Here is a 22,148-nt window from a genome sequence, read left to right as displayed (position 1 = left end):
CTTATCTTAGGCTAAAAATTGACTATGAAAAATGTAGCTACTCTAATTGCCGCAGGCTTATTGCTTGTTGGTTGTAAGGATCAGGGAAATGAAAAGAGTAAGATGAAAGATTCTCTTGCAGAGAACAATGCAGAGATGAGTAAGATGCCTCCTCAGGAGACTATGGATCTCGAGATTGAACCAATTTCCCATGCCACTGCTGTCTTTAAATGGGGAGATAAAACCTTTTACACAGATCCAGTAGGTGGAGCTGAAGCTTTTGAAGGCAAAGACAGACCAGATTTTATTCTGATCACAGACATACATGGAGATCATATGAATGCGGAAACACTAAAGGCGATTGGTCTGGATAATGTGACTGTAATTGTACCACAGGCCGTAAAAGACAAATTACCAGAAGATCTGAAAGCTGAATATGTAGTAATGAATAATGGAGACTCGAAAGAACTTATGGGTTTTAATATTCAGGCAATTCCAATGTACAATTTACCTCAGTCTAAAGATGCTATGCATGTGAAAGGTCGTGGAAATGGATATATTATTGAGATTAATGGGCAGAGACTATATATTTCCGGCGATACTGAAGATATCCCTGAAATGAGAAATCTCAAGAATATCGATGTTGCTTTAGTATCCATGAATCTACCTTATACAATGCCAGTAGATCGCGCTGCAAAAGGTGTCCTGGCCTTCCAACCTAAAAAAGTAATTCCATACCATTACCGTGGTAAAAATGGATTTTCTGATGTTGAAGAATTCAAGAAATTAGTAGAAGAAGAAAATTCTGATATTGAAGTGGAGCTAATGAACTGGTACCCGCAAAGATCGAAATAGCAAGTCATACTTAACGAGAAGTCGCTCTTCAGATTAATACGCTCGAATTTTTGTAAAATTTTTAGTTGGCTAAAACAAATTCAACAATAATTTATCAAGCTAAAACATTAATCTGGGAAGCGACTTTTAAGTTATTGATTCTCATATTATTAAATATAAGGTTTCTCTCTATTTAGAACGAATCTTTTATAACTCAATTGTCTACAACTAGCAATTTTTAGAAAACTTTATGATTTACCGGTTTAAAATCTGAGCTTTTATTGCAAGCAAATTGATGTTCTAACCCTATAATACTCAATTTTTAACCTATGCTACAGAGAATAAATTTTAGTTTACATGAGGAATTAGAGCTAGTATTCCGGAAATGGAATTAGTACTCTATAGTATAACTTGAGGTGAAATAACTAATAGCGCAGATTTTATAGAAACAAAAAACCCGGCCAATGGCCGGGTTTTTTAATAATATGAATTAGTCCTTAGGAAAGTACTTCCTGAACTTTGTCTGCAGCTTCCTGGAATTGTACCGCACTGTAAACTTTAAGTCCACTATTATCGATAAGTTCCTTAGCGATATCTGCGTTTGTTCCTTGCAATCTAACAATGATTGGCACATTCATGGCGTCTCCCATATTCTTGGAAGCGTCTACGATACCCTGAGCAACACGGTCACATCTTACGATTCCTCCAAAGATATTCACCAGGATTGCTTCTACTTTATCATCTTTCAAGATCAGTCTGAAAGCTTCTTCTACTCTCTTAGCATCAGCTGTTCCACCAACATCAAGGAAGTTAGCCGGCTCTCCACCTGCTTGTTTAATAAGGTCCATAGTTGCCATTGCAAGTCCTGCACCGTTTACCATACATCCAACGTTACCGTCAAGATCTACGTAGTTAAGTCCAACTTCTCTTGCTTCAACTTCAGTAGCATTCTCTTCACGAACATCACGCATTTCAGCATAATCCTTGTGACGGAAAAGTGCATTATCATCTAATGTCACCTTAGCATCTACGGCCATAATCTTATCATCACTCGTTTTCAACACAGGATTGATCTCAAATAGTGAAGAATCAGATTTTTCAAAAGCTTCATATAAAGACATTACGAATTTGGTCATTTCTTTAAATGCCTTTCCGCTTAGTCCAAGATTGAAAGCGATTCTACGTGCCTGGAATCCAAGCAAACCTGTAGAAGGATCAATCTCTTCAGTAAATATAAGGTCTGGAGTTTCTTCAGCAACAGTTTCGATATCCATTCCACCTTCAGTAGAATACATGATCATGTTACGTCCGGTAGCTCTGTTTAAAAGAACAGACATATAATATTCTTCCGGTTCACTGTCTCCAGGATAGTAAACATCTTCAGCAACTAAAACCTGGTGTACCTTTTTCCCTTCCGCAGAAGTTTGAGGAGTTACAAGATTCATCCCGATGATCTCTCCGGCGATTTCTTCAACTTCCTTCAGGTTTTTGGCAAGTTTTACACCACCACCTTTACCACGTCCACCAGCATGAACCTGTGCTTTGATCACATGCCATCCAGTACCGGTTTGCTCGGTAAGTGCTTTCGCAGCATCTACTGCTTCTTTAGCGTTTGTTGCTACGGTTCCACGTTGAATGCGGACTCCAAAGCTGCTCAAAATTTCTTTTCCTTGATATTCGTGTATATTCATAATCAGCTATTTCTTCTGTATTTATTATGGAAAGCAAAAGTAACAAATACATACTATTGTACCAATCTTTTTTGAGCTTCTTAACGATAGGCTAATAGTCGGAAATTCTTATGCTGCAGGGCTTTCAGAATATCTGCGGAAAAACGAAAAGGTTATCGCAGAAAACTGAAGTAAATCTGGTGAGACTTTCGATTCTCAACTAAATTTGATCTTTTAATTATTTCTCATGAAGAAGGCATTACTGGCGCTGGCAATTGGAGGTTTTGGAATAGGAATGACAGAATTTGTGATCATGGGTATTCTGCCTGAGATCGCTAATGCCCTGGATGTTTCCATCCCGGTCGCAGGACATTTTATCTCGGCATATGCTCTTGGAGTAGTCGTTGGCGCTCCCCTGCTTACCATCTTCGGAAATAAATGGCCGCCTCAAAAGACGCTTTTAGGTTTGATGGTATGGTTCACTATATTCAATACCCTTTCAGCTTTTGCAGATTCCTACGAGCTTCTAATGTTTGCCAGGTTTCTATCCGGTCTTCCTCATGGTGCATTCTTCGGAATTGGTGCCGTGGTAGCTGGAAAACTCGCCCGTCCCGGGAAAGAAGCTCAGGCGATCGCGATGATGTTCACCGGGCTTACGGTGGCCAATGTGATTGGGGTTCCACTAGGGACCTGGCTAGGACAGAACTTCAGCTGGGGAATTGCATTTCTCGCGGTTGGTGTGGTTGGGATTTGTGCAATTCTAAGTATTAAATTCTGGATGCCGGAAGTAAAAATTGCCAATGCCGGCGGAATGAAAGAAGAATTAAGATTACTTCGGAAACCGGAACTCTGGATGGTTATTCTTTTAACAACTATTGGAACTGGCGGATTTTTCGCCTGGTACAGCTATATAGCCCCACTTATTACAGATGTTGCCGGTCATTCTGAAGGTGTGGTTAGTTATGCGATGATCCTTGCCGGACTAGGAATGGTCGCCGGAAACTTTCTGGGTGCGAAACTGGCTGAGATGTTCAGTCCGATCAAAGCGGTTATTATAGCCCTGATCCTGATGGTTACCGCGCTTTTAGTGAATACTTTCATTGCTTACGATCAAATTGGCGTGCTCATTACTACATTTATTATTCCTGTGATCGCATTTTGTATCGCCACACCCATCCAAATGGCCGTTATCAATACTGCTAAAGGTTCTGAGATGTTGGGTTCTTCGCTTAATCAAAGTGCATTTAATATGGGAAATGCCAGTGGAGCCTATCTTGCCGGTCTACCTATCGCTTACGGGTACGGCATCGTATCTGCTCAATACGTGGGAGCTGCCATGGCTGGAATTGGAATTATTATTGGTATTGGCGTCATCTATATGCGCAAAAAACAGGCATCACTTCAAAGTGCTGTATAGGAATACGCATATTTAACAAAAGGTATAAATTGGTTATATTTAAATTTGATCTAGGGTAACTTTTACAAAACACTGTAGTTTTACGCCAAATTAGGATTAGAAATGACACATAAGGATCTACTTTCTGTAGCAAATGATTTTGGCAGCCCGGTTTACGTCTATGATGCTGAAAAAATTACTTCTCAATATCAAAGATTAACCAATGCATTTAGGGTTGATAAACTAAGAATTCACTACGCTGTAAAAGCACTTTCTAATATTTCTATCCTGAAATTACTCAATTCTTTAGGCTGTGGCTTGGATACCGTATCAATTCAGGAAGTAAAACTGGGAATACAGGCAGGTGTTTCTCCTGAAAAGATCATTTACACGCCTAATGGTGTTTCCCTGGAAGAGATTGAGGAAGTCGTAACACTAGGAGTCCAGATCAACATAGATAATCTTTCCATTTTGGAACAGTTTGGGAGCAGGCATCCAGAAATTCCTGTTTGCATTCGCATTAATCCTCATGTGATGGCAGGTGGAAATTCAAAAATTTCTGTTGGACATATTGATTCGAAATTCGGGATCAGTATTCACCAAATGCCCCATTTGTTGAGGATCGTAGAAAATACAGGAATGCATATTAACGGTATTCATATGCATACTGGAAGTGATATTCTTGATATTGGAGTTTTCCTTCATGCTTCAGAAATTCTTTTTGAAGCAGCACGAAACTTTAAAGAACTTGAATTCATAGATTTTGGAAGTGGTTTCAAAGTTCCTTACCGTCCTGGCGATATAGAAACCGATATCGAAGATCTGGGCGAACAACTCACCCAGAAGTTTAAGGCTTTTTGCAAGGAATACGGTCGTGATCTTGCACTCGCTTTTGAACCTGGTAAATACCTTGTAAGTGACGCAGGGAAATTCCTGGCGAAAGTGAATGTGATCAAACAAACCACCTCAACTGTTTTTGCAGGAATCGATTCAGGATTTAATCATCTTATCAGACCAATGTTCTATGGTTCACATCACGAAATCACCAATATTAGTAATCCGGATGCCAAAAACAGGTTCTACAGTGTCGTAGGCTATATTTGTGAAACCGATACTTTCGGAAATAACAGGCGTATTTCTGAAATCAGAGAAGGTGACATTTTAAGTTTTAGCAATGCCGGAGCATATTGCTTTAGTATGGCCAGTAATTTCAATTCCAGATTGAGGCCTGCGGAAGTATTATGGTATAACAACCAGGCTCACCTAATTAGAGAACGTGAAGTTTTTGAAGATCTTACCAGGCACCAGATCGAACTTGAATTTGAAACTAAAGAAACTGAAGTTTCAGAAGTTCAGGATTAAACAACGTATAGGTAAATTGATATAAAATGGGAGAAAGTTCCCATGAGCACGAAAACGTGGAAGATAGCGTGATTAAAAGGTATTTTCTTCAGCATAAATAGGATAGCCCCTATAGTATAGGAAACCCCTCCTGCTCCCAGCCACCATAAACCTTCAGTGCTTACATTTTCTACCATGGAATTTCCGGCGAAAACAATAATCCAGCCCATCGCCACATACATGATGGTAGAGAGCAACTGGTATTTGCCCGTGAAGAAAAATTTCAGAATTATTCCCGCCAGTGCGATCAGCCAGACGGTCCAAAGTATGATATCCCCAACCAGGCCGGGTAAACTAATGACTGCAAAAGGTGTATAGGTCCCAGCGATCAAAACATAAATTGATGCGTGATCCAGAATATTCAATCTGGCTCTCTTTTGATGGTCTTTAGCGCTATGATACAAAGTACTCGCCGCATACAACAGGATCATACTGGCACCAAATACTGAAAAACTTATAAGATAAGCGGAAGAATCAAATTCTAATGCGCGCTCGACAAGCAGGTAAAGTGCAACAATACTCAGCAAAAAGCCTATGCCGTGGGAAATTATATTCAGGCGTTCCTCTTCTGGTGGATAGTATTTAGGTTCCATGCTTTTTTCCATGGAGCAAAATTAATCTTTTTAAGAAATTCTTTCTAAACTTCTAATAGAAACCAGTTATGCCGGGATTTTTACTAAGGTTTCCACTCCATTCCCATCTGCCCTGTTCCTGATTTCGAAGATGTACTTGTCCTTGTACAAATTTCTCAATCGATCATCAATATTTCTTAATCCAACGCCTTTTTCAAGCAGTTCTTTGTGAGTAAGTTTTAAAGGTTCTCCATCGTTCTCAACTCTAATGATCAGGTAACCTTTTTCTTCACGTATTTTAATAAGGATATGAAGATTTGTATGATCATAAGAATATCCATGCTTGATAGAGTTTTCTATCATTGGCTGTAGTAACATCGCCGGAATCTTCTTCAGCAGTAATGAGTCGTCAATATCCCTTTCAATACTAAGATGATCTGAAAACCGGACATTCAGAATATTAAGATAATATTCCAGGATCCTTAGTTCCTCATCAAGGCTAATGCGGTTTCTATCACTATGGTAAAGAATCTCTCGTAGAAAATCGCTGAGATCTGCAATAGTATCCTTCGCTTTGTTACTATCCAGATCTGTTAACACAGCAATACTATTAAGCGTGTTGAACAGAAAATGCGGTTGCAATTGCGAGGAAAGCATACGCATCCTGGTGTTCATTAACTGACTTTCCAATTTCGAATGTCGTTTTTCTGCTTCTTTTACCTGGCGGAGATAATAGTAGGTATAGATGATAAAAATCATCGCAAAATAGATCAGAAAATTCAGGTCAAGCACATAGACAAATGCGTTTACACTTTTCCGAAGATCAAATTCTGCGAGGCTTATTCTTCCTGCAAGTATGGAATAGAAATCAAAAACAAGCCTTATAATAAGACCTATCAATATTGAGAAAAGAGTGTGTATGAAAATGATCTTTACCCAGGAAAAGTTCTTATTTAGAAACCTCTTTGTACTAATCGCAATGAGCGTCATGTAGCTTACTACAATGATATAATCAAAGAGCATATTGTAGACAAGGAAGTCTGGCCAGCTTAAGTGTTCCATTTCCTTAGGCATGAACTCTTGCATATACGCTGTTTTTGCTATATGTATGAGGTCAAACATCAGGTAGAATCCTGCGAGTAAAAGTACCAGCTTGAAATCTATATACTTTTGTTTTAATTCATGAAGACTCATTAGATTCCAATTTTTTCAAGAAACTCCTTCTTATGGGATTTGCTTACATGCAACAATTCACCACAAGTCATTTTTGCATCGATCTCAGAGTAATCTGAATGGATAATCTCATGTACAAAATTGAGATTTACGATGGTAGACCTGTGAATCCTGATAAAATTATGGTCCAGGATTTCTTCAAGGTTGTTCAACGATTCTCTTAGAACATGCTTCTTGCCTTCCACATAAATTTCAGCATAATAACCAGATGCCTGTATATAATGTATTTCCCGGGGATCTACCAGTGAGGTTTTATTGCCTTGTTTAACAGGGATTTTTGCAACAGAATTTAAATGAAGATTACTTTTAGAATATTCATGAAATAGTTCTACGAGTCGTTTTTCAAAATTCTCCTGAGCTTCAGAAGTTGTAGTGTTCAAAACCTTTGTAATTGTTTTAAAAAATCTTTCGTCCTTAAAAGGCTTCAGAAGAAAGTCAAACGCTTCCGCATCAAAAGCTTTAAGGGCGTAAGTGTCATAGGCAGTTACAAAGATCACGATTGGTTTGGGATGAATTTCGATCTTCTTGAGCACATCAAAACCATTCATATCTTTCATGTTAATGTCGAGAAAAATAAGATCAGGTTTGTCACGATTAATTTTTTCAATAGCCGTTTTGCCATTGGAACATTCACCAAGAATGTCTATTTGCGATACATCTTCCAGTAGATTAAGAACACGTTTTCGGGCTAGTTCTTCATCATCGATGATTAAAGCTTTCATATAAAATGTTATTTGGCTACTACAAGTTATGATTATTTCCAATAAGTCAAATTGCCTGAGCCTGTGGTAATTATTGATCTATAAGCTAACGAATCTGTGATTGCTGAATAAAGGGCTATCGAACTTTATCCGACAGCCCTCTGACTAACTAACTACTAACCTGTTTTTAATTACTTGCGACCGACACTCTTGAAATTGTACTCAGATCCAATTTAACCGTTCGTTTTTGATTTGCATTTTCCAACCTGATCTTATAAATTTCCCTGTCCAGAAACTCTCCTTTTCCAGAAGCCACGTATTTATTCGAAATCATGGTCCAGCCTTTATTGGAACTATAAAGTTCTGATCGTAATGCTGATGGTAAAGCGATATTTTTGAATTTCTGACTGGTTCTTTGCAACGCACCTTCTTTGTCGAATTCGGCTGCCAGGTAACCCTTGCTGTTTCTAAAAGTTACCTGATAGGAAACAAAGTTCTCTTCTGCCAGTTCTTCCAGCATCGCCTTGATATCGAGATTGGACCTCATAAAGGCGATTGGATCTTTTTCAAATTCTCCGGATTGTTTTTCGGTTACGGAGTAAGTAAAACCATCGCCAGATTTCACAAATTTCGATTTGTTGGTTTCCAGACGAACCTCAGCTTCGTCTAATTTAATTTCCTGTGCGCTTCCAAATGCAGTTACTGCGATTAGCAATAATGAAATAAATAAAGTCTTCATAATGTACGTTTTTTGAATGATGAATAATGATTTATTGATATCACTAAACTACATTCAAACAACAGATGCAACAGACTTAATGATCTGAATTGTGGTTTTTTGAGAATGAAGAATGAAAAAAAAGATGTTAGCTGAAAATAGGGCTTAAAGAAAGCGTTGATGAAGAATTTTCGGTATTCACCGCTTTAAAACGATGTTTCGCACAGTAATCCAAGCTAACGACAGCTTTCTACATAAGAAGAGGAAATTGTCGCCATTAATCAAGATCCATCATTGGAGATGATCTGAATACAGTTGCTGAAGTCATTCGCTTTCGAACTTTACGGAGTGAACTCAATTCGCGTTTGTAAGATTTAATCAGCTTTCTCTGCCTGGAATTGTCTTTTCTCAACTGGTAATAAATAGCCCCAATTATGATAATAGCTGCACCCAATACTGAACAAAATAATGTAGTATCCATTTTGTTTGTTTTTGAAGTTAAAATCTTCTGGGGGGATCTATAAAGATAGATTCCAAAGGCACTCAACTTCTTAAAATTAAGTTAATTAACGTCGATAAAAAACAAAAAAAAGAGATCAATTAAATTATGATCTCTTCTATAAACTTCAGATAAAATATCCTTTAATATAGCACACGGAATCTAATTGTCCCCTGTATACCTTTCAATTCCTTGATCACTACCTCATCGTAAGCCTTGTCAATATCTGTAATCACATAACCTATGGTTTCATTGGTTTTTAGATACTGTCCAACAATGTTGATATCGTTGGCCGCCAGTATCCTGTTTATATGAGCTATGATCCCAGGTTTGTTGTGGTGAATATGGATAAGCCTGTGGGCATTTTCAAGAATTGGAAGTTGTAAATTCGGGAAATTCACCGAGTTTGTAGTACTTCCCGTGTTAATGTAATTAATGATCTTTCCTGGTACAAAATTTCCGATATTTTCCTGAGCTTCTTCCGTAGAACCTCCTATATGCGGAGTAAGAATAAGATTTGGTAAACCTCTTAAGGGTGATTCAAATTCTTCCTGGTTCGTCTTAGGCTCTTTTGGAAAAACGTCTACGCCTGCTCCAATGATCCTTTTGCTTTCCATATGCTTTCGCAGCGCATCTACATCAACTACCTGTCCCCTGGCGAGATTCAGGAATACACTTCCTTCCTTCATCCATCCAAACTGTTTGTCGCCGATCATATTGGTATTTTCCTTGCGACCGTCAACATGCAGGGTCACAATATCAACTTTTTCGAATAGCTCTTTCAAACTATTGCATTTAGTGGCATTTCCCAAAGCAAGTCTCTCCACCAGATCATAATAATAAACATCGAAACCTATCGCTTCTGCTACTACAGATAATTGCGATCCAATGTTCCCGTAACCAACGATTCCCAGTTTCTTTCCACGGGTTTCATAGCTACCTTTGGCAGATTTGTTCCATTCCCCTCGGTGCATTTCTGCAATTCTATCGGGCAGATTTCTCATTAAAAGAATGATCTCTCCTATCGCCAGTTCCACTACAGACCTGGTATTACTATACGGCGCATTAAAAACTGCAACTCCTTTTTTAAGGCAGGCTTCCAGATCGATCTGGTTCGTACCAATACAAAAAGCGCCAACAGCGATGAGTCGGTTTGCATTTTCAAGCACTTTTTCAGTAAGATTGGTCTTAGACCTGATCCCAAGAATGGAGACATCTTTGATCTTTTCTGCAAGTTCCTGCTCATCCAGAGCACCAGAAACTGTCTCTACATTGTAACCTTCTTCCTTCATAATGGCAACGGCATCTGCATGCACATTTTCAAGAAGTAGTACTTTAATTCTGTTCTTAGGGTATGATATTGCTTTGTTCATTTTGTGTAAGTATAGAAATTCGTCCAGGCTGGGAGTTACATGATCAGCTTTTTCAAGCACCTCTCCTCGTTGAACATTTTCAGTAAAAGCGTAAAATTTATTGGCCAGTCCTGCCGCCTTGATCTCGTAATCGTTGTAACCATCGCCAATTACATAAACGTCACCCTGAAGATCCATTTGCTTCAGCAGTGCAACCTTACCGTTGCTTGAAGATAATACATTATCCTTGTCAAAGCCAGTGATATGTCCATTTTCAGAAGTAAAAGTATTAGCGTATACATTCTCTTCCCTAACTCCAAGTTCCTTTACTATTGGAACAATGATCTCCTTGAAACCATTGGAAATTATATAGATATGGTCTTTGTTCTCCTGGAAGAAGGCTTCATTTCTCACAAAAGAAACAGATACCTTGCTTTTTAGATCTTCGATCACCTGAGGGATCATATTCATATCTGCTTCCAGGATCTCGAGTCTTTTTTCCAGAGATTCTCTAAAACCTATCTTGCCTGCCATTGCCAGATCTGTAAGTTCGGTTAATCGGTGCAGTTTCTGATCCTTTTCTGGATGAGATTTTAGACTGATCTCGCCCAGAACATCCAATGCTTCCACTTGCGTAAAAGTGCTGTCAAAATCAATTACATAATGTCGGTTCTCCTTCATAGCAGGATTCAATTCGGTTGAAATTATTTATAAAACTAGTTGTTTTCTGAAGATTTAAAAATGACTAATTCCTTCTAATTTTACTGAATTAGCATATTCTCAATTTCAGTTTAAAATTTTGATTTAATCTGAAAAACATAAGCGGAATTAAGGTTTTGCCTGATTTTAATTCAATCATTCAGAAAAGAATTCGATATCAGGTTTTTATCCTTCCAGTACTTCGATCACGCCTAAAGCTGCGCGCTCACCACTAAGCATGGCTGCATTCTGGGAGCCATTAAGTAATTGATCACCGGCAAGAAAAACCTGTGTACTCAAACGGGCTTCCGTAGATTGCAGTTCATACTGAATATCTTGAAGGTCTGGAAGCGCCTTTGGAATATAGAACTGTTTTAAAAATTTGATCGTTTTAATGCCAAATTCAAACTTTAGTTCTTCTGAAACTTTCTCCACCAATTCTTCTTCGCAGTATTCTACATCACGTACAATTGTTGCCGATAACAGCTTTCCTTCTGTAGCATTATTGTTTAAAATTGAAGAATGGTAAAAAATATTATTGACCAGTTTCTCTTTATCAGATTGCAAACCTATGATCGCATCCCCGATCACATCCTCTTCCACGGTAAAATATAGACATCGGCATGATTTCCACTGCTGTTTTTGACCCCGAAGATTGGCTACCATCGAACTTGCTTCCGTAGCGATAATGGTAAAATGAGATTTCACTTGCTCGCCGTTTTCCAGAGTCAGCAAATCATCAGTTACCTGTTTAATCCTGGAATTAAAATTCACCTTGGTAGTCTTCAGCCTTTTATAAAGTTGCATTGGGATCGCATTAATTCCACCCTTAGGAATCACCGCGTCTCCTTCCCCGAACATTTTATAAACAAACTCAAACATCCTGCTGGAAGTTTTCAAATCTGGCTCGAGAAAGATTCCGGAGAAAAAAGGTCTGAAAAAATTACTGATCATCTTTTCTGAAAATCCTTTATTCTGAAGGTATTGCAGCGTCGTGTTTTCCTCTTTGTTGAAGATCTCCTGAATGCTTAGTTTCTTAAGCTCAAGGTTAAGTTTAAGCACTTTGAATTTATCTGAAATCGACCCAATACTTGAAAAGATTGTTGGAAGTAACGCCGAAATATCTCTGGTAGGATCTCCAATTCTGGTACTTTCACGCTTATTATAGATCACTGCGCCGGGCTTCAGTTTTTGAAGCTTTAAAGCTTCCAGATCAAGATATTGCTGAACTTTTGGATACTGACTCAACATTACCTGGAAACCTCTGTCTAGCTGGTACCCATCCACTTCAAATGTTCGCAACCTTCCTCCTACGTGACTTTCAGCTTCATAGATTGTAGGTTGATACCCATAATCTTCAAGCACCCTGGCTGCAACGAGTCCGCTTAAACCAGCTCCAATAATATTGATACTGTAATCTTCTTTTTCCATAACAACTCAAATGTAAAACTAAAAAGCAGCAGAAGGTTCTATAGAATTGTTAACATTCTCAAGATTACTGCTTTAATATCCCTGGTCGCCAGCAGATCATTATTAAAGTAATTGTTGGTAAAAGGCTGCTATTTTAAATGCTTTCAGTTTTCCTGAAACTCAAATTTCACTATCTTGATTTCGCGAATTTCTTACCTGAAATTCAATGACTCCACACTTGCGGCGACAAGATCTGTCACAGGTGCAGCTTACTTTAGCATTATAAAATTTTTGCATGAAAATAGTTCATACTGCCGACTGGCATATTGGAAAGAAACTACATAAACATGATCTCAGTGAAGACTTCGATCTATTTATCAACTGGCTCACAAAGTTTATAGAAGATGAAAAGGTAGATCTGCTCTTGATCTCCGGGGATATTTTTGACCTGGCGAACCCGTCTTCTGAAGCTCGCAGGCAATATTATCGCGCACTCATTCGCTTACAAAAACTGGATTGTAAAATTGTTGCAACCGGTGGGAATCATGACTCTCCTGCAATGCTGGATGCTCCACAGGAAATTATGCGGGCCCTGGATCTTAGTGTTATTGGCGGCCTGCCGCAAGATCTGGATGAAGTGATCATTCCGGTAAAAAATAAAAGCGGTGAAACAGAACTAGTGGTTGCAGCGATTCCATACTTACGCGATGCCGATCTTAGAAGTGGTGAACAGGCTTCAAATCATGAAGATAGGATTGAAGCTATTAGATTGGGAATTGAAAGAGTCTTTAATGAAGCTGCAGCTATTTGCAAACACAAATACCCGGGAATTCCTGCAATCGCCATGGGACATTTATTTACGGCGGGAATTGAATCTTCAGAAAGTGAACGAGACATACAAATTGGTAATCTTGCTGCTTTCCGGGCTTCACAATTCGGAAATTATTACGAGTATCTCGCATTGGGACATATTCACAAACCTCAAAGAGTTTCCGCAGAAAAACCTGTTTTCTACAGTGGATCTCCATTCCCGCTTAGTTTTAGTGAAAGAGCCGATGAAAAAAGAATTCTTTTACTGGATACCAATACCGGCTATGAACCAGATAGCATTGCGATTCCGAATTTTAGGAAGCTTATAAAGTTGAGTGGAAATCTAAGCGAACTGGAATTAAAACTTAATTCACTCGAGCATAACTCCAGTTTAAAATCTTTGATAGAGGTAGATCTTATAGAAGAACAGTATGACGCACAGAAAGTCTATGCGCTGGACCAGTTAGTAGATCAATTTCAAACCGATGGTTTCGAGATTGTAAAACAGCGTGTTCAGTTTGAAAACCAGATAGAAGGTAGTTCCCAGTTATATAACAAGGATCAGCAATTGGAAGACCTGAAGCCAAAGGATGTTTTTACTGAATTAATAGCTACTCACCAATACTCTAAAGATGATCAAAATGAGATCATGGCTGCTTTTGATGAAATACTGGAAGATGTTCAATCTGGAAATACCGGCAATTAAATGAAGATCTTAAAAATAGAATTCGAGAATATCAATTCCCTCAAGGGATCTCATAGTATCGATTTTACCAAAGAACCTTTTACCACGAATTCGCTTTTTGCAATCACTGGTCCAACAGGTAGCGGGAAAAGCAGTATTCTCGATGTGATCTCGCTGGCATTGTTTAATCATGTGCCTAGATTGGGAAAGATTACCAAAAATGAAATTACCACTAAAGGAGCGATTCTTACCCGTAACCAGAAAAACGCGATGGCCCGCATTACCTATAGCTGTAATTCCGGGATATACAGTTCCCAATGGACCATTGAAATTAACCGAAACAACAATTTGAATGATTATGAAATGGAACTTCATGATCATCAATCTGGCAAATTGATTGACTTGAAAAAGTCATTGATCCCAGGTAAGAATGAAGAATTGATCGGCCTCAATTACGACCAGTTCATAAAAGCCGTTTTGCTGGCGCAGGGTGAATTTGCCCAATTTCTAAGGGCTAAGAAGGATGAACGAGGTGAATTACTGGAGAAGATCACTGGAACCGGCATCTATCGACAGCTTGGAATTCGAGCTTTTGAAAAGAATAAGGAAGCTAGCCAGGAGATCATCCAGCAGCAGAACGAGATCAGGATCATAGATCAAAATTTGCTTAGTAATGAAGATTTTGCTGAGAAACAGCTAGATCTAAAGGAAAAATCACAGACCTGTGAAAACTGGAGATCTGAGATAGATAGTATAAAAAAAGCTATTGAGCTGAAAAAATCTGTCTCAGAACTGGAATCGCAACTTTCAATTTTAAAGTCTTCGGAAGCAAAAGCTAAATCACAACTAGAAGATTTCGAAAAGGAACAGGGAAAACGTTTACAAATGCATGAGAAGATCGAACCCAAAGCTGAAGGATTTCGGGAATGGTCTCAAAACGCCTCAAGAATAAAAGAACTGGAAGCTGAAAAGTCCAGGCTATTCAATAAGCTCATTTCTACAAAAAAGAATATTGAAGAGCTCTTGGAAAATGCCTCAGTACTTACAGGATCAAAACTTTCAGAAGAAAATCTGGAAAAAGGCATATTCGATTTTAGACAACAAGTGCTGGATCTACAACAAAAAAGAGCAGATAAACTTTCACTTTATACCACTAGAAAAGAACAGTTGAAGACAGAATTAAGAGATACAGAAATTCTAGTGAGTGATGATCTTGCTGAGTTAAAATCGAATCTCAATACTGCTTTTAGCACTATTTCATCAGATTTAAACCAGCTACTTCAGAAACATCAAATTGCGGCAATCGAGGATATTCCGGAAGAATTGGAAAAGCTACGAGTATTTCAGAAAAGATCGCGGGATGCCTATCGTTATTTCATGGAGCTTCAGGATAGCAGAAAGGAGTCTGGCGCGGTACTGGAGCAGCTGAAACTTCTGGAACCTGAACTAAAATCTGCACCTGAAAAGATCAACAAACTATCCAAAGACACTGCCTTATTGAAGTCGGATCTGGCAAACAAGCAGCTTAGTCTTGAAAATTTGAAGTTACGTGCGAGCCTGGAGGAACACAGAAAAAATCTGGTAGAAGGAAAGCCCTGTCCTCTCTGTGGAGCGACAGATCATCCTCTTGCTGAAGAGAATGAGGGAAGTGCTTCAGTTCTGGAAACTGAAATTGCCAGCCTGACGAAGAGCTACGAGAATTCCCGGGAGCTACTTACTAGGGAAGAATCTAAACTGGAGAATATCAGGAAAAACTTCAGTGAATATTCTGAAAAGTTGAAAGCACTTCAACTATTGGAAAAAGAGCAAATTCAGCGTTTAAGTACTAATTTTGAGGAATTCAGCAATTTAAAGTCTAAGGAAGAATTTCAGAAATATGAGAACAGTCTGGAAGAGAAATCCCGGGATCTGGCGAACATTGAAAGGTCTTCACGTCTCAGCAATTCTTACAAGAATGCGCTGCCTATCGTAGATGAAATTCAGGAAATCATTGATGCTGGTAAAAATCTGAAATTACAGATTGATAGTCTTTACCCAGGAACGAATATTCAAAATGATATCCAGCAGCTGCATACAAACTGGATCAGACTTCTGCAGGAAAGAGATAGCCTCACAGAGCAACTGAAAACAATTTCATCACAATACACTAAAATCATTGAAAAGCAGCAGAAAATAGAAGGCGAACTCAAAGCCTTCTGCTTAGTGCATGATTTTGAAAGTATTGAAACTGCGAGGAATTTTTTATTGAGCGAATCTGAAGCCAGAAACTTTAGAAGAGAAAAACAGCAAATTGCCGATCAATTAACCAGTGCTCATGCTTCGGGCAAAACACTTTTGGAACAGCTATCAAAACTGAAAAAAATCGAACCTGAACAAGAGCGTCCGATACTCGAAGAACAGTTGAAAGAGAAGACAACTGAACTAGCTAACATGGACACTGCTTGTAAGGAAATCGATAGGATTCTTAAAAATTACGAGGATAATATCAATCGTAAAACCAAACTCCAAGAGGAAATTTCAGAAAAGGAAAAGCAGAGTAAAAGATGGCGTATTCTCAATGAGCTTATTGGAGATTCCAAAGGAAAAAAATTCAACGATTTCGCCCAGGATCTTACGTTATCCAGATTACTCAGCCTTGCAAACGTTCGTTTAAAAGATCTAAATGATCGCTATCTTATCGATAAACCTAAAGTACAGGAAGACGACGGACTCGTAGCAATAGATCAGCATATGGGTGGTCAGCGAAGATCTGTCAAAACGCTGTCTGGCGGAGAAACTTTTATACTCAGCCTGAGCATGGCGCTGGCATTGTCTGACCTTGCTTCTAAAAATGTAGAAATTAACAGTCTGTTTATCGATGAAGGTTTTGGAACGCTGGATCCTGAAACACTGGATCAAACCCTGGATACGCTGGAAAGGTTGCAGGCCGAAAGTTCCAAGACCATTGGAATTATAAGTCACGTTGATTCATTAAAAGAGAGAATTTCCACGCAAATAAAATTAACAAGAAATGGACAGGGATATAGTAGCCTGGAAATAACTTAAAAGAGAAAAGCCGGACTCTCCGGCTTTGTCTTAGGCTAATCCAATGATTAAAAATTAAAAATTGAACCATAGTTTTAAATTTTATTTCTCCATATAAACCTCCTTCTTTTAAGTCTCAATATATTTACGACAATTTGTAAGCCAGGGTTTTACGGGAATCGACACTATTAGTTAAATGATTAACACAAAAGCAACTATTAAGATTATTTTCCCTGTTTTCAGCAGGTTTTATCACAAAGTGACTGCAAAGCTGAATTTCATACCGCTGAGTTTAATTATATTTACTCAAACTGTCTACTACACACATTATTTATGGAAAAGAAGATCCTAGTCCCTACCAATTTCACCAAACATTCATGGAGCGCATTGATTTTTGCCATGAAGCTTTTCAAGAAATTTCCATGCACTTTCTATCTAATTAACGTTTATAGCTCTCGCGGTTCATTAAGTGAAGCGATGTCCATCCACAAGGAGGATGATGAAGAAACCAATGCCTCTGTTTCTGAAAAAGGACTCGCCAGGATCATGCAGGGCTTAAGTTTTAGAAAAGAGAATCAAAAACATCGATTTGAGCAGATAAGTTTTGATGGCAGTCTGGTTGAAGGAATTCAGGAGCAGGTGAATAAACTTGGGATCGATATGATCATCGTAGGTTCGCCTGGCGATACAGCGGGAATCAATACTGCGGAGAATAACAAGATCTCCAAGATCACTGAAAAGGTCAAAGAATGCCCGGTACTAGTCATCCCGGAGAAGTATGAAACTGCGATCGACCCTAATCTGGAGATCGTGTTTCCCACCAATTTGCGCAAGCCGTTTAAGCCTAGCGAACTGGAACATCTCATAGAACTTGCTCAAAATACAGAATGTTCTATTAGAGTACTCTACATCAATACGGAAGGGAAAGCGCTCTCAACCGATCAGGAGAAGAATAAAGAAGACCTGTTGAAGCAACTGGCTAAGGTAAACACCAGTTATCATATGCTTACTAAAACCAGTCCTACAACCGGAGTGCATTTATTTATTGAAAGCCGGGAAAGTGATTTTCTCGCCTTGTATCAAAGAAAACAAGGATTCTTCGGAAAGATTTTTAATAAAGCAGCTATTGAAGATATAGATTTCGATCCAAAATTACCAGTCCTTATTCTGAAGGAAATACGCTAAGAATTTTATTTATTGTATCCTGATATTGGTTTCATATGAAAATGTGGAACCAATTCATTTTTAATGTATTTTGGATCACTAAGATTTCACCTGATTAACCTGGAAAGAGCTTAACCAAATCTGTGGATAATACCAGCAAGAAAAAAAAGAAAAAAAAGCCTAATTGGATCAAACGCATTCTTATTGCATTGGGTCTGCTATTTCTTGCGCCCCTGTTTCTTTTTACACTGGGATGGTTTAGTCGGGACCTTTTGATTGATGAGCTTCAAATATGGTATGAAGCGAATAGTAATGGAACTCTGGAAATTGGAGAAGTAAACGCAAATTTTATTACCGGTTTTCCAAACGTTGGTTTTAGCATAGAGGATGTCAAACAAAGCAGTTTTGATACCATTCTGGATAAGAGAACCATCATTAAGCTAGCACGAGCAAATGTGAATATCGCTGCAAAAGACCTGATGCGGGGAAATATTCAGTTTCGTAAAATCAAGATTAGAGATGCCAGTGTTCATACGCAAGTTATTACGGAAAAGAATCTGCAGCAGTATATAGAACTGAAGCTCAAAAAGCAACTCGAACAGAACAGCGGATTTGACCTTCCCTCGTGGGTTCACCCTGATAAAACAAATTTTCAGCTGCAGAACGTTCACTTTATTGCAGAAAATAAAATCCTTCATAAGTATTTCGATCTTGTTGCAGAAAATGTTTCTGGACAAATTAGATCAAATGACGAAGTCATCAGTGGAAATATAACCTACGAAGTTTTTATCAACAATCTTGGCTTCAATACCCGAAAAGGTAATTTTATCAATGGAGCCCTGGCCACGGGAAGTCCAGAATTTGAACTAAAAAAATCCAATAATACGCTGAATTTGCCAGCCTTTAAACTTCGGCTGGATGATCAAAATTTTGAAGCTGAAGCTCAATTCGTGTTTGATAAACTTACAGCATACGAATTCAGTCTAAAAAATGAGCTAACAGATTTCAGGAAAATACAGCAGTTTTTGGCAGATTCCCTTGCCGCTAAGGTTAAACCATACCAGCTTCAGGATCCCATCGCTACCAATTTGAAACTAAATGGAAAATTTGCATACGGAGACGTTCCTTTTATCCATGTCGACTTCAGTACGAATAATAATAAGCTTCAACTATTCGAGGAACTTGAACTGGAAAACGTACAATCGCAAGGAATTCTCACGAACAACCTAAATTCGACAGACTCTCTGGCAGAACAACCCGGCAAGCGAGATATCAAGCTTTATTTTAAAGAATTTTCAGCGAATCTGGAAGATATTCAGGTAAATGCTCAGGAGAGTTATTACCAGTCTACGGCCAAGTTAAGAAATCAAGTCAAGGCAAATGTACAGGTCAAAGGTTCTAATGAAACCATGGCCAGGACTCTTGATCACGAGAACTTCAGCTTCAAGGGCGGGCAGTTTTCTCTGGATGCAACCATAGATGGCAATATCGATGATCCATATATGATCCTTAATGCTGCGAAAGGGACATTTACTATGGGAAATACCCAGGTAGCTCTTAAGGAAAACAATGTACAGTTACCAATGCGGCGTCTTGATCTAAAATTGGATAACAACAATTCCATTCTCAGGCAATTGCAAATCGACCTGCCCAATGGGGAAAGTTTATATTTTCGAGGTAATGTAAAGAATGTTTCAGCATTAATGGTTTCAAACCCTTCAACGCCTGCAGAGGCCAGTCTTATTTTAAACTCCGATGCGCTTAATCTTGATGACCTCATCAACACGGCCACTAAATTCACTTCAGAAAATAATGGTGATCAGGATAATTTAAAGACATTGCATCAAACACTGGCGACGATCTATAAAAAGTTTCAACCTGGCTTTCAGCTGAATATAAATTCTGTGATCTTTCAGGATAACTTATTTCAAAATTTAAAAGCTCGGGTACATCTAAGCAATTCTGAAGTTATTCAGTTCGATCAGCTTCAGTTCGATTACCAGGATGCAGAAACTTTGCTTTCCGGAAGTGTTCGGGTTCCAGAAGTCAAAGAGAATAATCGCGAGCCTATTTTCATAAATGTAACCGCAGATTCGAAAGGCTCTATCAGAGTTTTTCAGGATCTATTCAATATTAAACTGGTTTCTTTGCGAAAGGGTGATTTTGCCTTTCAAGGTAAATTTACGGGTAATGTTCAGTATTTCGATCAGTTGCTGAAAAATGCTGAAGGTGATCTACAATTATCTGGCACAGAATTTTACTATCCCGAGGCTGAATTGAAATTCGCCATGGATACTTTACATGTAGAAATTGAGAAGAGCGATATCCAGATCGATAGATTTGCATTGGAAACTATAGGTCATCACCCAATTTATCTACAGAGTAAGATCACAGATTTCGCTTCTTTCCTACTGGAGAAAGATACCGATACTGGAAGTATTGCTGTAAAACTGGATGCAGATTATATCGATATGGACCAGTGGCTGGAATCCATTGCTGAAATGGAGCGAGACAGTTTGAAGGATATCAACAAGAATACACATGTTTCAAATATATTCAAGGATATTTATAAGTTTCATCCAGAGTTCCAGGTTGAGCTAGACTCCGTAAAGTTCAATGATCTTATTTCTGAAAATCTTCAGGCTTTTGTGAATCTCGAAAATGACTCGATTCTTAAACTGGACGATCTCAATCTTCAATTTAAAGACACCCGCGCCAGTATTCAGGGCTCTATCACTGCAAAGCAGCCTGTGATTAATACTGAATCTGAAAATCCTTTTGACTTCCAGTTTTCCCTCGCCATGAATGGAAAATCCAAAGATCTTAATGAGCTTTTAAATACCGTTAACTTTGAACTAAGTTCTGGCGATTTTGAGTTTACCGGAAGTTACCAGGGACAGGCACAGGATCTTAGTATTCTTAATTCTAATGCTGCAGGCGACCTAAAACTTGGTGCGACCCTTGTTAGGATCAATGAAACAGAGCTTCAAATCCCCGTGGACAGCCTGCATTTGATGATTAAAAATGATCTTGCAACTCTTGATCGACTCGATGTGGATCTACCTGGTAAAAGTTCGATCGATATCACAGGTACTATTGATCATTTTTCGAATTTTATTAATAATGAACAGTTGGAACTTGCCCATACTTCTAATTTCATGATTAGATCGCCCTACCTGGATAGTAAGGATATTGCTGAATTTATTGGTTCCGATTCCTCACAGAGAAAGAAGAAGACTAAATCTGAATTTAAGGTCACTAATCTCAAGGATATTCTCAGGAATATTAATGATTCTTATTTTCCAACGGCCAGTGTCGCCCTGGACAGCGTTATCATTGAAGGGCTGGGAGTTTCAGATTTTAATGCCAAGTTGAGTTTTGACCCTGAAGGCAATTTTAAACTGAACAATACGAACTTTAGTTACCATCAGGGATTAATTGATGTTGAAATTCTCGCTAGCGTTGATTCATCGGAAGTGCTTCCTGTACATTTGATGACAGAGATCGAAGCTATAGATATTCAAAAGCTTATAGCAGACCTTGACTATCTGAATATGGAAGAATTACGTTCTGCTGAAAAAATTGCAGGCATACTTAATCTGAAAATTGATGCCAGAACCAGATTATTATCTAATGGAAACATAGATATCAACTCACTGAACGGCAACATAGTATTTGACCTGCAAGATCTGGAACTATACGATTTTAAGCCAGTTCTGGAGTCGGTCGTTCTAATGAAAGAAGAGCGTTTTGAAAACCTGCGGTTCAGACCAATAACTCAAACTTTCAGGATTGAAAACGGCGTAGTAAAGGTTCCGAGAACACAGATACAATCTTCAGCTTTACAGTTGTATGCTGAAGGAGAATTTAAGCTGGATGAATATTTTGATATCTGGCTTAGCCTACCCTGGAAAAACCTGAAGTCTAATGACGGACTTCAATTACCTGAAAAAGAAACCTATACAGAGGCAGGAGCGAAGTTTTACCTGCAGCTTATTCAG

The 22,148-nt window shown here is 38.6% G+C and carries 15 protein-coding genes; 7 read left to right on the top strand and 8 right to left on the bottom strand.

The features are described from left to right. Positions 1 to 24 precede the first annotated feature (24 nt). Positions 25 to 834 (top strand): MBL fold metallo-hydrolase, encoded by an 810-nt coding sequence (locus ACNKXS_RS14005; RefSeq protein ID WP_417921402.1) that lies wholly within the window; start codon positions 25 to 27, stop codon positions 832 to 834. Between the two features lie 476 nt (positions 835 to 1,310). On the opposite strand, the gene sucC is transcribed toward ACNKXS_RS14005, so the two are convergent. Then, positions 1,311 to 2,504 carry an ADP-forming succinate--CoA ligase subunit beta gene (gene sucC / locus ACNKXS_RS14000; protein WP_141878289.1) on the bottom strand — a complete coding sequence of 398 codons (1,194 nt, stop codon included), beginning with the start codon at positions 2,502 to 2,504 and terminating at the stop codon, positions 1,311 to 1,313. A gap of 226 nt (positions 2,505 to 2,730) precedes the next feature. On the opposite strand from sucC, the gene ACNKXS_RS13995 reads away from it, so the two are divergent. Both ACNKXS_RS13995 and lysA read left to right on the top strand, forming a co-directional pair. Beyond that, a complete protein-coding gene (locus ACNKXS_RS13995; RefSeq protein ID WP_417921401.1) occupies positions 2,731 to 3,900 on the top strand; it encodes an MFS transporter in 1,170 nt (389 codons plus the stop codon). Between the two features lie 102 nt (positions 3,901 to 4,002). Next, positions 4,003 to 5,241: a diaminopimelate decarboxylase gene (lysA, locus tag ACNKXS_RS13990; protein ID WP_417921400.1), complete on the top strand. Its 1,239-nt coding sequence runs from the start codon at positions 4,003 to 4,005 to the stop codon at positions 5,239 to 5,241. On the opposite strand, the gene trhA is transcribed toward lysA, so the two are convergent. From trhA to ACNKXS_RS13955, 7 genes are all read right to left on the bottom strand, one after another. Further along, a complete protein-coding gene (gene trhA, locus ACNKXS_RS13985) occupies positions 5,238 to 5,885 on the bottom strand; it encodes a PAQR family membrane homeostasis protein TrhA (RefSeq protein ID WP_417921399.1) in 648 nt (215 codons plus the stop codon). The genes lysA and trhA overlap by 4 nt on opposite strands. Positions 5,886 to 5,939: 54 nt before the next feature. Beyond that, positions 5,940 to 7,046 carry a sensor histidine kinase gene (locus ACNKXS_RS13980; protein WP_417921398.1) on the bottom strand — a complete coding sequence of 369 codons (1,107 nt, stop codon included), beginning with the start codon at positions 7,044 to 7,046 and terminating at the stop codon, positions 5,940 to 5,942. Next, complete coding sequence (locus tag ACNKXS_RS13975; RefSeq protein WP_417921397.1) at positions 7,046 to 7,807, bottom strand: LytR/AlgR family response regulator transcription factor; 762 nt, start codon at positions 7,805 to 7,807, stop codon at positions 7,046 to 7,048. Before ACNKXS_RS13975 ends, ACNKXS_RS13980 begins: the two co-directional genes overlap by 1 nt. 166 nt (positions 7,808 to 7,973) lie before the next feature. Next, positions 7,974 to 8,525, bottom strand: a complete 552-nt coding sequence (locus tag ACNKXS_RS13970; RefSeq protein WP_417921396.1) for a hypothetical protein — start codon at positions 8,523 to 8,525, stop codon at positions 7,974 to 7,976. Positions 8,526 to 8,781: 256 nt separating this feature from the next. After that, positions 8,782 to 8,985 (bottom strand): hypothetical protein, encoded by a 204-nt coding sequence (locus ACNKXS_RS13965; RefSeq protein WP_417921395.1) that lies wholly within the window; start codon positions 8,983 to 8,985, stop codon positions 8,782 to 8,784. A 161-nt stretch (positions 8,986 to 9,146) separates the two neighbouring features. Next, on the bottom strand, positions 9,147 to 11,036 hold the full coding sequence (gene serA / locus ACNKXS_RS13960) for a phosphoglycerate dehydrogenase (RefSeq protein WP_417921394.1): 1,890 nt from the start codon (positions 11,034 to 11,036) through the stop codon (positions 9,147 to 9,149). A gap of 204 nt (positions 11,037 to 11,240) precedes the next feature. Continuing rightward, complete coding sequence (locus ACNKXS_RS13955) at positions 11,241 to 12,485, bottom strand: NAD(P)/FAD-dependent oxidoreductase (protein WP_417921393.1); 1,245 nt, start codon at positions 12,483 to 12,485, stop codon at positions 11,241 to 11,243. A gap of 274 nt (positions 12,486 to 12,759) precedes the next feature. Here ACNKXS_RS13955 and ACNKXS_RS13950 point away from each other — a divergent pair, with 274 nt between their 5' ends. The 4 genes from ACNKXS_RS13950 to ACNKXS_RS13935 form a co-directional block, all read left to right on the top strand. Further along, positions 12,760 to 13,980 carry an exonuclease SbcCD subunit D C-terminal domain-containing protein gene (locus ACNKXS_RS13950; protein ID WP_417921392.1) on the top strand — a complete coding sequence of 407 codons (1,221 nt, stop codon included), beginning with the start codon at positions 12,760 to 12,762 and terminating at the stop codon, positions 13,978 to 13,980. Continuing rightward, positions 13,981 to 17,004 (top strand): AAA family ATPase, encoded by a 3,024-nt coding sequence (locus ACNKXS_RS13945; RefSeq protein WP_417921391.1) that lies wholly within the window; start codon positions 13,981 to 13,983, stop codon positions 17,002 to 17,004. Between the two features lie 312 nt (positions 17,005 to 17,316). Then, positions 17,317 to 18,168, top strand: a complete 852-nt coding sequence (locus ACNKXS_RS13940) for a universal stress protein (protein ID WP_417921390.1) — start codon at positions 17,317 to 17,319, stop codon at positions 18,166 to 18,168. Positions 18,169 to 18,290: 122 nt separating this feature from the next. Continuing rightward, a partial coding sequence (locus ACNKXS_RS13935) for an AsmA-like C-terminal region-containing protein (protein ID WP_417921389.1) occupies positions 18,291 to 22,148 on the top strand: 3,858 nt, incomplete at its 3' end.

Origin of the sequence: Christiangramia marina, assembly GCF_048285865.1 — a bacterium.
GTDB classification, from domain to species: domain Bacteria; phylum Bacteroidota; class Bacteroidia; order Flavobacteriales; family Flavobacteriaceae; genus Christiangramia; species Christiangramia marina.
This window is presented reverse-complemented; position numbering and strand designations above follow the sequence as displayed.

Coding starts and splice junctions, on each gene's coding strand:
- ACNKXS_RS14005 (WP_417921402.1), top strand. CDS start 25: ATGAAAAATGTAGCTACTCTAATTGCCGCAGGCTTATTGCTTGTTGGT.
- sucC (WP_141878289.1), bottom strand. CDS start 2,504: ATGAATATACACGAATATCAAGGAAAAGAAATTTTGAGCAGCTTTGGA.
- ACNKXS_RS13995 (WP_417921401.1), top strand. CDS start 2,731: ATGAAGAAGGCATTACTGGCGCTGGCAATTGGAGGTTTTGGAATAGGA.
- lysA (WP_417921400.1), top strand. CDS start 4,003: ATGACACATAAGGATCTACTTTCTGTAGCAAATGATTTTGGCAGCCCG.
- trhA (WP_417921399.1), bottom strand. CDS start 5,885: ATGGAAAAAAGCATGGAACCTAAATACTATCCACCAGAAGAGGAACGC.
- ACNKXS_RS13980 (WP_417921398.1), bottom strand. CDS start 7,046: ATGAGTCTTCATGAATTAAAACAAAAGTATATAGATTTCAAGCTGGTA.
- ACNKXS_RS13975 (WP_417921397.1), bottom strand. CDS start 7,807: ATGAAAGCTTTAATCATCGATGATGAAGAACTAGCCCGAAAACGTGTT.
- ACNKXS_RS13970 (WP_417921396.1), bottom strand. CDS start 8,525: ATGAAGACTTTATTTATTTCATTATTGCTAATCGCAGTAACTGCATTT.
- ACNKXS_RS13965 (WP_417921395.1), bottom strand. CDS start 8,985: ATGGATACTACATTATTTTGTTCAGTATTGGGTGCAGCTATTATCATA.
- serA (WP_417921394.1), bottom strand. CDS start 11,036: ATGAAGGAGAACCGACATTATGTAATTGATTTTGACAGCACTTTTACG.
- ACNKXS_RS13955 (WP_417921393.1), bottom strand. CDS start 12,485: ATGGAAAAAGAAGATTACAGTATCAATATTATTGGAGCTGGTTTAAGC.
- ACNKXS_RS13950 (WP_417921392.1), top strand. CDS start 12,760: ATGAAAATAGTTCATACTGCCGACTGGCATATTGGAAAGAAACTACAT.
- ACNKXS_RS13945 (WP_417921391.1), top strand. CDS start 13,981: ATGAAGATCTTAAAAATAGAATTCGAGAATATCAATTCCCTCAAGGGA.
- ACNKXS_RS13940 (WP_417921390.1), top strand. CDS start 17,317: ATGGAAAAGAAGATCCTAGTCCCTACCAATTTCACCAAACATTCATGG.